The organism is Syntrophorhabdaceae bacterium, assembly GCA_035541755.1.
In the GTDB taxonomy this organism is placed as follows: domain Bacteria; phylum Desulfobacterota; class Syntrophorhabdia; order Syntrophorhabdales; family Syntrophorhabdaceae; genus PNOF01.
Genome location: DATKMQ010000073.1, coordinates 1 through 8,765, shown reverse-complemented (window position 1 = coordinate 8,765; position 8,765 = coordinate 1). Strand labels below are relative to the sequence as shown.

General features: G+C 49.5%; 12 protein-coding genes. 8 read left to right on the top strand and 4 right to left on the bottom strand.

Annotation, left to right across the window (positions count from 1 at the left end):
* The 8 genes from VMT62_07310 to VMT62_07275 all read left to right on the top strand — a co-directional run.
* Positions 1–612: DNA polymerase III subunit beta (locus VMT62_07310; GenBank protein HVN96218.1), on the top strand; the 612-nt coding region annotated here is incomplete at its 5' end.
* Between the two features lie 65 nt (positions 613–677).
* Positions 678–1,085, top strand: a complete 408-nt coding sequence (locus VMT62_07305) for a DUF488 domain-containing protein (GenBank protein ID HVN96217.1) — start codon at positions 678–680, stop codon at positions 1,083–1,085.
* Positions 1,082–1,939, top strand: coding sequence for a ParB/RepB/Spo0J family partition protein (locus VMT62_07300; protein ID HVN96216.1), 858 nt, complete (start codon positions 1,082–1,084; stop codon positions 1,937–1,939). Before VMT62_07305 ends, VMT62_07300 begins: the two co-directional genes overlap by 4 nt.
* Positions 1,940–2,421: 482 nt before the next feature.
* The gene (locus VMT62_07295) at positions 2,422–2,829 is read left to right on the top strand and encodes a hypothetical protein (protein ID HVN96215.1); all 408 of its coding nucleotides are present in this window, start codon (positions 2,422–2,424) and stop codon (positions 2,827–2,829) included.
* Positions 2,819–3,505 (top strand): GSU2403 family nucleotidyltransferase fold protein, encoded by a 687-nt coding sequence (locus tag VMT62_07290; GenBank protein ID HVN96214.1) that lies wholly within the window; start codon positions 2,819–2,821, stop codon positions 3,503–3,505. The genes VMT62_07295 and VMT62_07290 overlap by 11 nt, the downstream gene beginning before the upstream one ends.
* 866 nt (positions 3,506–4,371) lie before the next feature.
* Complete coding sequence (locus VMT62_07285; protein ID HVN96213.1) at positions 4,372–4,725, top strand: hypothetical protein; 354 nt, start codon at positions 4,372–4,374, stop codon at positions 4,723–4,725.
* Positions 4,726–4,736: 11 nt separating this feature from the next.
* Positions 4,737–5,042 (top strand): hypothetical protein, encoded by a 306-nt coding sequence (locus VMT62_07280; protein ID HVN96212.1) that lies wholly within the window; start codon positions 4,737–4,739, stop codon positions 5,040–5,042.
* Positions 5,043–5,496: 454 nt separating this feature from the next.
* Complete coding sequence (locus VMT62_07275) at positions 5,497–6,048, top strand: hypothetical protein (GenBank protein ID HVN96211.1); 552 nt, start codon at positions 5,497–5,499, stop codon at positions 6,046–6,048.
* A gap of 198 nt (positions 6,049–6,246) precedes the next feature.
* Here VMT62_07275 and VMT62_07270 read toward each other — a convergent pair whose 3' ends face one another.
* The 4 genes from VMT62_07270 to VMT62_07255 form a co-directional block, all read right to left on the bottom strand.
* A complete protein-coding gene (locus VMT62_07270; protein HVN96210.1) occupies positions 6,247–6,996 on the bottom strand; it encodes a hypothetical protein in 750 nt (249 codons plus the stop codon).
* A 121-nt stretch (positions 6,997–7,117) separates the two neighbouring features.
* Positions 7,118–7,276 carry a hypothetical protein gene (locus tag VMT62_07265; protein ID HVN96209.1) on the bottom strand — a complete coding sequence of 53 codons (159 nt, stop codon included), beginning with the start codon at positions 7,274–7,276 and terminating at the stop codon, positions 7,118–7,120.
* Between the two features lie 160 nt (positions 7,277–7,436).
* Positions 7,437–8,084: a metal-dependent transcriptional regulator gene (locus tag VMT62_07260; GenBank protein HVN96208.1), complete on the bottom strand. Its 648-nt coding sequence runs from the start codon at positions 8,082–8,084 to the stop codon at positions 7,437–7,439.
* Positions 8,085–8,262: 178 nt separating this feature from the next.
* On the bottom strand, positions 8,263–8,765 hold a 503-nt coding region (locus VMT62_07255), incomplete at its 5' end, for a nucleoside recognition domain-containing protein (protein HVN96207.1).

The window sequence follows — 8,765 nt, the reverse complement described above, 5'->3', positions numbered from 1 at the left end:
ACCGATGAGACGCGCTACCTCCTCACCGGTGTCTGTTTCGATCTTGCTTCAGGCTTTATCGTGGCTACCGACGGCTTCAGGCTCCATAAGGCTGCGGTTGATACATGCAAATGTCCTTCTTTCATTCTGCTAAAACGGGCGGCTGGGCTTCTTGCCAAATACGGCGCTGATGGCATCACCTTTGCCCAGAACAAGGCATCGGCAACACTTGTGGGTGGTACCTTCATTACCCGCTTGATCGAAGGCCAGTATCCGGACTTCCACAGTGTATGGCCGGATATCTCCACCTATGAGAAGGTACACTTCAAGGCCAAAGACTTCCTTGAGCTGATCCCCGGGGTATTGCCTGTCTCCAACAGTTTCGAGATCGAAATGACGATCAATGGCCGGATCGACATCAAAGCGGAGAGCGACAGCGGGACCTATAACTGGCACGTAGAAGCAGATAGTACCCTTGACGGAGTACCAAAGGTTATGAGCATTAACTCGAAGTTCCTGGTTGATGCAATCAAGTCATACGGGGACTCCGAAAAGATAGATATGTCCTTTCCTCGGGATTACGGAGCGATCATTGTGAACGAGCAGGCGCTCATCATGCCTATAAGACACTAAACCATGGATAAGGGGCGGTTCCTTCCGCCCCTTATCATAAGACCGCTATAAGGAGAGAGACCATTATGATCTATTCAATCGGTTACCAGAAAATGACACTCGATACGCTCGAAGAAACACTGAAGGCTTATAGTATCACCCTCCTCATTGATATACGTTCGGTGCCTTATTCGAGAAAACCCGAATTCAACCGAAAGAAGCTGGAGAAACGCTTCGGCCTCGAAGTCTACGTATGGAGAGGCGATGTATTAGGAGGCAAGTACGGCCCTGCGCAAGAAAGTGGCATTGACTTCCTCTGCCGGCTCAACAATCAAAGTAAACAGGTCCTCATGTGTCTTGAGAACGATCCTCGGCGCTGCCACCGCTACCAGGATATCGGCATCAGGCTTCTTGATCACGGTATAGAGGTCGTCCATCTGCATGACGGGATCGAAGAGACAACCTCACAGATCTTGAAAGGAGCATTACTATGACCGGCACAGCTAAACTACCCATAACCGACATATTCCCGAACCCCAATCAGCCACGTAAGGACTTCGATCAAGTCAAACTCGAAGAGCTTGCCGCCTCCATCAGAGAGTACGGTGTGAGGCAGCCTATTCTCGTCACACCCAGGGAAGGACGCTATATGATCGTTGCAGGAGAGAGACGCTTCCGCGCCTCTCTCATCAAAGGACTCACCCACATGCCGGCAGTGATCGACGAAATGAACGACGATCTGGTCGAGGAACTTGCCCTCCTCGAGAACATCCAGCGAGAGGACTTAAACGTCATCGAGATCGCCCTGGCCTATAAAGGCCTCATGGATCGCGGATGGACGGCGGAGCAACTGGCTACCAAGATGGGCTTCCGGCAGGTCTGGCGCATCGACGAGAAGATACGCTTACTCAACCTCACCGAGGAGAATAGAAAGCTCGTGATAAAGGGCAAGCTGACTAACGCCCAAGCACAGGAACTCGCACGCCTGAAACCCGAACATCAGGCCATAGCTCTCGCCAAGATCCTGTCGGGTGCCTGCCCCACGTACAATAAGCTCCGTGCCCTCGTAGACAGCCTTCTTCTCAAAGAGAGCCAATTCAATCTGTTCGAGCTTGAGGAAATGAGCGACGAAGAACGTGCGGTCATCGACCGGACAGACGCGCTTCTGACGGCCATAGAAAGGCTCATCGGACAAACGTCATCACCGGAGAGTGTGAAGAAGGCTGCCTATCACGAGGCCATCACGGCCTCTCGCATCGACTTCATCATCAACCACCTGATGAAGCTACGCAAGGCCGCTTTCCTGGGAGAGGCGATAAGACAAGCTGCCTCATCTGATCGCCCCTGAAATCAGGGGCCTGCCACTGCATTATGGGTCAGGTCCCGTCCCAATCCCTCCTAATTGTCACTGTCGGACTTCTTGCATACACATGCCGGCATCAGAAAACGCCTTACCAGAAATTCTTTACTTCACCTGCTCCTCTATTGTATCTTCATTGCCTTATGACGAAATGCAGAAGCTGCGGTAAAGACCCCAATGATCCGAAAACGAAGACCTGTACGAGGAACTATATAGAATACCAGGACAACATTACCCTTGCGAGAATTCCCTATTCCGAAAGCGATACAGAACGGTGTCCTGTCTGTCATATCACGCTCCGGGCCCTTCATCATGATGACTGCTATATGGAGAGATGCCCCAGGTGTGGAGAGAGGCTCATCTCCTGCGGGTGTCCAAAAAGGTAGGCTCTTGTGCAGTCTACAGATCTCTGGAACCAAAACAGGTTCTCTCCGCGCTGAGGAGAGAATGAGGGGCAGGGTAATAAAACCATGAGATCAAAGAAAGCAGCCGGGATTGACAATTTCCACCACAAAAGAGATAATAACAATATGAATGTAGTGGAAAAGGATGTAGTAGTCAGTGGGATGCTCCAGGACGAATTATCACGCTGCAAGGAGGCGCATGCTTCTATTCGCAAAGCACTGTCAGGGCTCCCCAAAGGGTCCTTAAGCGTAAGAAAACGACTTCACAAGGATCGGGAGTATAGGTACCACTATCTCAAATTCAGGGAAGGGGATAAGGTCGTCAATCAGTATGTGGCCCAAAGCAAATTACGTGAACTCCGAAACAAGCTCGATCAAAGGAAGAAGTATGAAAAGGAAGCCAAGGTGTATGAAAAGCGGATATCGTATCTGCAAAAACTCCTGAAGGCAAAAGGACGCCGCAGTGGAGTTTAAGAGCACAAACAGCTCGATCTTCCCTGAGCCAGTCTCAAGGCTTCTGAAGTCGCTGTCGTCTGTTGCGTTCTTCGAGGAGTCGGTACTTATCGGCAGCTGGGTGATGCCTCTCTATCGAGAATTCTTCTCCGTCTCGTACACACTTCGCACCCTGGACATTGACTTTGCGGTTCAACTCCTGCCGGGGAAGAGATCTTCCAAAACCGATCTGCATGAGCTCATTATATCACAGGGATTTGCGCCGTTTCTCACGCAGAGCGGTGTGGAAAAGTTTTCAAAGGAGGGTTTTTCCATTGAGTTCATAGCTCATAGACGGGGCGGCCGCGATGAAGATCCCGTATTCATCACCAATTGGAATATCAGCGCAATTCCACTTCCCTTCGTTGACATCCTCATCGATTCTTCCTTCGTTGCCAGATTCCCTGAATATATCGTAAGAGCGCCTTTGCCGGAGGCTTTCTTTTTCCATAAGCTTATCACCGCCGAACGGCGAAGGGAACAAACGAAGAGGGCGAAGGATTTGGAGCAATGCGCCGCAATAGCGCCCCACCTCGATCAGGACAAACTGAGGATTGTTTGTAAATCGGTGAAGCTGGGTCCTGGGACGCGTTCAGCTATCCGATCATCGTGCAAGGCAATCGATTTTCCGCCACAATTCTTTGGACTGAAGGAGTAATGTTTTGGAAACGTGCCTCCCTGAAACGGCATAGGCTTTCTTCAACAAGGAGCGTCAAACAGAGTGGGCTCTGAGGCCTGCAAAACAGATCCCAACAAAGGCACTGTTTGAGGGTGGAGAACCTCAAGAGAACGGGACGAGAAAAGCAGGGTAGGGGTTACTCTTGTGCACTATATCATGGCCTATCGAAAGGGTAGGGCGACCTGCTTGAGTTCTTCCCGAAAGTCAGGCCTTCGCAAGTCATATAGTTTATAGTATGTTTCAAATGGAAATCTGGGATTCTGTTATAGAGAGATATTTAGATCTGTGACCGAGATCATTTTGCTAGGATGACAAGGATGATATGATGATCATGACCCGACTTCTTTCCTCCAGGGCCTCCCAATCCACCGGTTAATGACATTCTTACCTTTAGAAACCGGTGGTCTGTTTCGAAAGCCCAGCGCATCTCGTCTTTGTGCCAGGATAAGGCACGTAGTCTTATCAAGAACACAAAATAGGAGAGAAGTTCTCTATAACCACGGTCAAACAGCATAAGTGTGACTCATGTCATTGGTCACGAAGAAATAGACCTGTACGATGTAGACTGCATGAGACAATACAGACACCGGGTAAGAACGTTGGGATGTTATGTGACAAAACGTGTATTCAGCGGATTGTGTCTAAAAATGTCGAGGAGTTGCTCCTGTTCTCGTCATTATTGTCGATCTTTAATATCCGTATCTGTTTTACAATTTATCGCAATCATTGCCGTTTCCATTCTCGCAGACCAATGGCATGTCTTTTGCCTTTATACTTAGTAAATTACGGATGGTTCACCACGGGACATACCCATCCGATAAACGCCAAACAAGGAGGATTTATCAGTGAAGAATCTCATGAAGATCGCAGGACTTGTGGTTATGGGCGGTTTCATCATGAGCGCCAGCATATCTCCCGCTCATGCTGAAACAACGTGGCAGAAGAACCATCCTCGCAGAACAGAGGTCAATAAACGGCTCTCCAACCAGAACAGCCGCATTAACCAGGGTGTGAAGAACGGGACTTTAACGCAGCAACAGGCCGCACAGTTGCACACGGAGGATCGACAGGTTCGACAAGAAGAACGGGATATGGCTTCTCAAAACGGAGGGCATATCACGAAGCAGGAGCAGCGGACGCTCAATCAGCAAGAGAATCAGGTCAGCAAACAGATCTATAATGAAAAGCATGATCAGTGAGGGGTGCGATTATGAAAAAGAGTTTTGTCTCAATAATGTTGTGCGCAACAATCGTCGCTTTGTTATTCTCTCTTGTCACGGTGGCACCTGCAATGGCACAGGCCACGATGCAGGGCGAAAGAGGGGCTCATCCACGGATTGTCAAAGCCATTCATGCCCTTGAGGATGCGATAGCTTATATGAAAGCGGCACCACACGATTTTGGCGGTCACAGGGAAGACGCCATTAGAGACTCCGAGCAAGCCGTAAGGCAGCTCAGAGAAGCCCTCAAATACCGGGAAGTGAAAGACGAAAATAGGTTGAGACACCAACATTAGAAACACTACCGCTTCGATGGGCGGAGTGACATCCGCCCTCTGAAGTGGCAGGATATTACAGATTATTAAATGAGAGGCAAGAACCTCCCACTTGATAATTCAAGAGTCGAAGTACTTGACGTATAGGTCTTTCGGTACTAGGGTTAATAACCTTATCTACTTTTCTCCCCTTGTCACCCACCGGACGCGCAACCGTCCGGTGGTTCTTCTTATCCTCAAAGTACCCCCATTGACGTAATGCAAAAGGCTGCTATGACGGCAGAGATAGCTCACCGGAGCAGTTCTTCCGGTCGCCCTCTATACTAACGCACTCCTCTGACCCCGTCCTGGATCTTTCTGGGACACACCATTAATACACCTTGACGGGGTATGATATTTCCCGCAAAAAATTCGGTAATTGCATTTGAATATCATCGACATAATCATGGGTCATAGTATATAATGGAGGAGAGAGATGCCTTGGAGAAAGAATAAGAAAGGTCGAAGCAACACAGCGGCTGTTTCTCAGCCAAACTCTCAGCCGTCGGTTCCTGCACCTGATTCCTCGCCCCTTTCCCCCACCACAGTCGGTGTCAATGATGAAAAGAAGACACCTCCCACTTTGAACGGTGCATTGAAGAGCACGATCGAGAAGGCAGCAGACAGATTACAAAGTAAACTGGCTACCGAGGGAGAGATAGAACCAACGGCCTTCTTCATGCATCCAGACGGTACGATAAAGACAGTATCTCTCCCACTCAGGGATGGTTATTGGAAGGAAGCCCTTGTAGGAAGGATAAAGGAGAAGGCCTTGGCAGAGAATATTTCCACTGTCGTCATACTGAGTGAGGTGGACGGTGGGCGTAGGGTGGTTCTCTCTGGAGCGAGCCCTGACGCAAAGGCTTCAGCTCGCCTGGACTACAGTTTCGATAACGAAACGAAGATCGTAACTTCATGGAAGATAAGCTGGCTCAACCAGCCTGTTCAGAATGTCTTCCTTGATGGCATTTTTGACAAGGCCGGTTAGCCGATTCATTACAGTAAACCTGTTGCTTCCTTCCTGTAGTCCTCAAGAATGGATTTTCGAATAGAGTGCAAAATTACACCTGGTAATCGATAATTACCTGCGAAAACTGACTCTGACCGTACCCCATCTTCAGTACAACCCCAGTTTAGAGGTTTTGCATTCATCCTGTCAATGCTATGCGTTCGAAACCTACCTTCGTTACCACAACTTATCGCTCACCATCCTCAAACCCATCCCGACAAAGGTGTTGATCTGTTCTTTTCCGAATAGTCCTGAACCGGTTGTTAAGTCGATCTGTATGTTGTCGCTCACAATGTATCGGAACCCCGTCTGATAAGCCCCGCCCGTGCTTCCCGCATAGGGATCATTATAATAGACCTCGAGAACACCGTTAAGTCCCCCGGCGATACGAAACTGCGTACCTAAACCCCAGGTCGCCACTGTCGCAGGGTTGGTTGTAGAAACGCCAATATTGGCATGAATGAGCGCGCGGTCCTTGTCGAACAATGACTCTGTGGCTGCCAAGTACAAAAATTCGCTCCACCTGTCCGGTCTGAAATCACCTCTGCCCCAGGGCGGCGATGCGCCTAACGCAAAAGCCATGCCGGGGTGCTTGTTCGGCTTAGCATCCCAGAGCAAGTATTTGAACTGTGTAAGCGGCCCTGTGATCGAATAACTCCGGTTTGACTCCATATCAAGGGGAAAACCGTTGACAAAACCCATCGTCATTTCTGCTTTCCCTCCTGGGTTCAGAGCCAGGAGGCTCAAGTTCGTAAAAACATCCTTATCGTAGCGCACGGACGTCTCTATTTGCATCGTATGTTCGTCAAGGACCCGCGCATCGTCTGTGACGAAGGGACGGACCGCAAGGGCTGGCCTGGCAATAATACCGATCAAAAGCACAGCAGCCAGTAAAAAAACCTTTATGAATGAATGTAATTCTCGCATCCTTCACCCTCCAAATGTAAATACGCACGGTCCACCGTCAATGACCATGTCCATAGCGTTTCGCTGTTACTATAAACCTGGCCTAGTATGAATTTGACAAGCCCGGCCCCATGGGCCATTTTTATGATGTCGTACCGGTTAATCGCCCCTGTTCCCCTTTCTCGTGGTTTTCGACGATTGTGTCTATGATAGTGAGGAGGCAATGGGCCAACTCCATTCTGGGACAGGATTCTTTTTCGCGGAGCTTTTCCACGGCGCTGTATTTTCCCCCGGCTCTCACACTTCCTCGTAAGCCCAGTGTTTGCTGGTCACCTGCTCGAAAATGCCCCGGTCTTCGCCCCTTTATCGTCATAGGCGGGCGGCCGCCCCAGCCGTGAGTAGCGACAAAAACAGTGCCAACATAGTCAATATCACCTTTCCAGAAATCTTATCCTCCATCGCTATTGAGCTTTTTCCGGCCGTACATAAAGCCCTTCCGCCATCTCTTTGTCCACTGCGAACTGACTTTGACCGATCTGAAAGACATAAGAAGGAAATTTCTGCACCATAGTGATTGGAAGCCCAGGTAGAGCACCCATGGCCATTAGTTTATTAAGCCTTGCCGGATCATTTGTTGCCAGGTACGCGATCACCCCGTGTTCCTTGACTTCCAAATCTTTAAGCAGGCACACGACCCGGGCTGCCTCTTTAGTCGATTTATCACAGCATTTTCCAGGCGGAATAGCTTTACCGTGAGGACAAACCTTCGGATGACCAAGAAGGGTACAAACATTCTCTTCCACTTCCTCGAAAAGCAGATGCTCGAATTTGCAGCCTATCTCATGAATAAGAGCTTTCCTTATATCCAGCACATCCGTAAGGAGCCTTTCCGCAAGCCGATGGCGCCGAAGAACCCTCGCACCTTCCTTCTTGCCTTTTTCCTTGAGAATGACCCTTCCTGTGGAAATCTGGACATATCCACTCTTGAGCAGCTCTGCCAGGGCCTCCTCTCTTTCGGTGAGCCCAACAGGAAGGCCGTCCTTCTTTTCTTCAACGATATTGATCCACAATGTCTCCAAAATCTCTTGCGCTCTTTCGGATAGTTTCATCTTTTTCTCCTCCATCTCTTTATCCACGTTATTAAGTGTTTCATCCATATCGGTTCGGGCGGCATTTCATATCCGCAACGGGGACAACGAACCATCTGACACGCTTTTGTCAAGTAACACCGCCCACACCCCTTTTGGGTTTCTTCCTCCTCGAACTCTGTGCCGCAAAAAGAACATCTCATAGCTGTACCCCCAGCGTATCCAGGACAATGTGAAGGATATAGCCTACCCCAAAAGAGAATCCAAGGATGAAGACAGAAAGCCCAACGCCCATCTTTATCCCTCGCTCCTTCACATTTATAAGAAACTGGGCGACACACGGGAGAAAGAGCGTGAGGGTCACGGAGGCGACCAGAAGTTGATTGACCGTAAGAAGCCCCGCTTTTTTCATATCATAGAAACCCGCTGCCCCATAATCACGTCTGAAAAATCCGAAAAGGAAACTGACAGCACTTTTCTCGGGAAGGCCCAGAAGGCGGATCGGATACTCGAGGCCGCGCACTAGCAAATCGAAGAGCCCGGTGATCTGCCCGACCCAGATAAAGACGCTGGCAAGGACAAACATAGGAAAGATCTCTTTGAAGTACCAATGCACCCTCGTGTAGGTCTTTGTGATGATGTTGGAGATCTTAGGCAGCCGCAGGGGTGGAATCTCCATATAGAAGGATGGCTTCTCCCCGG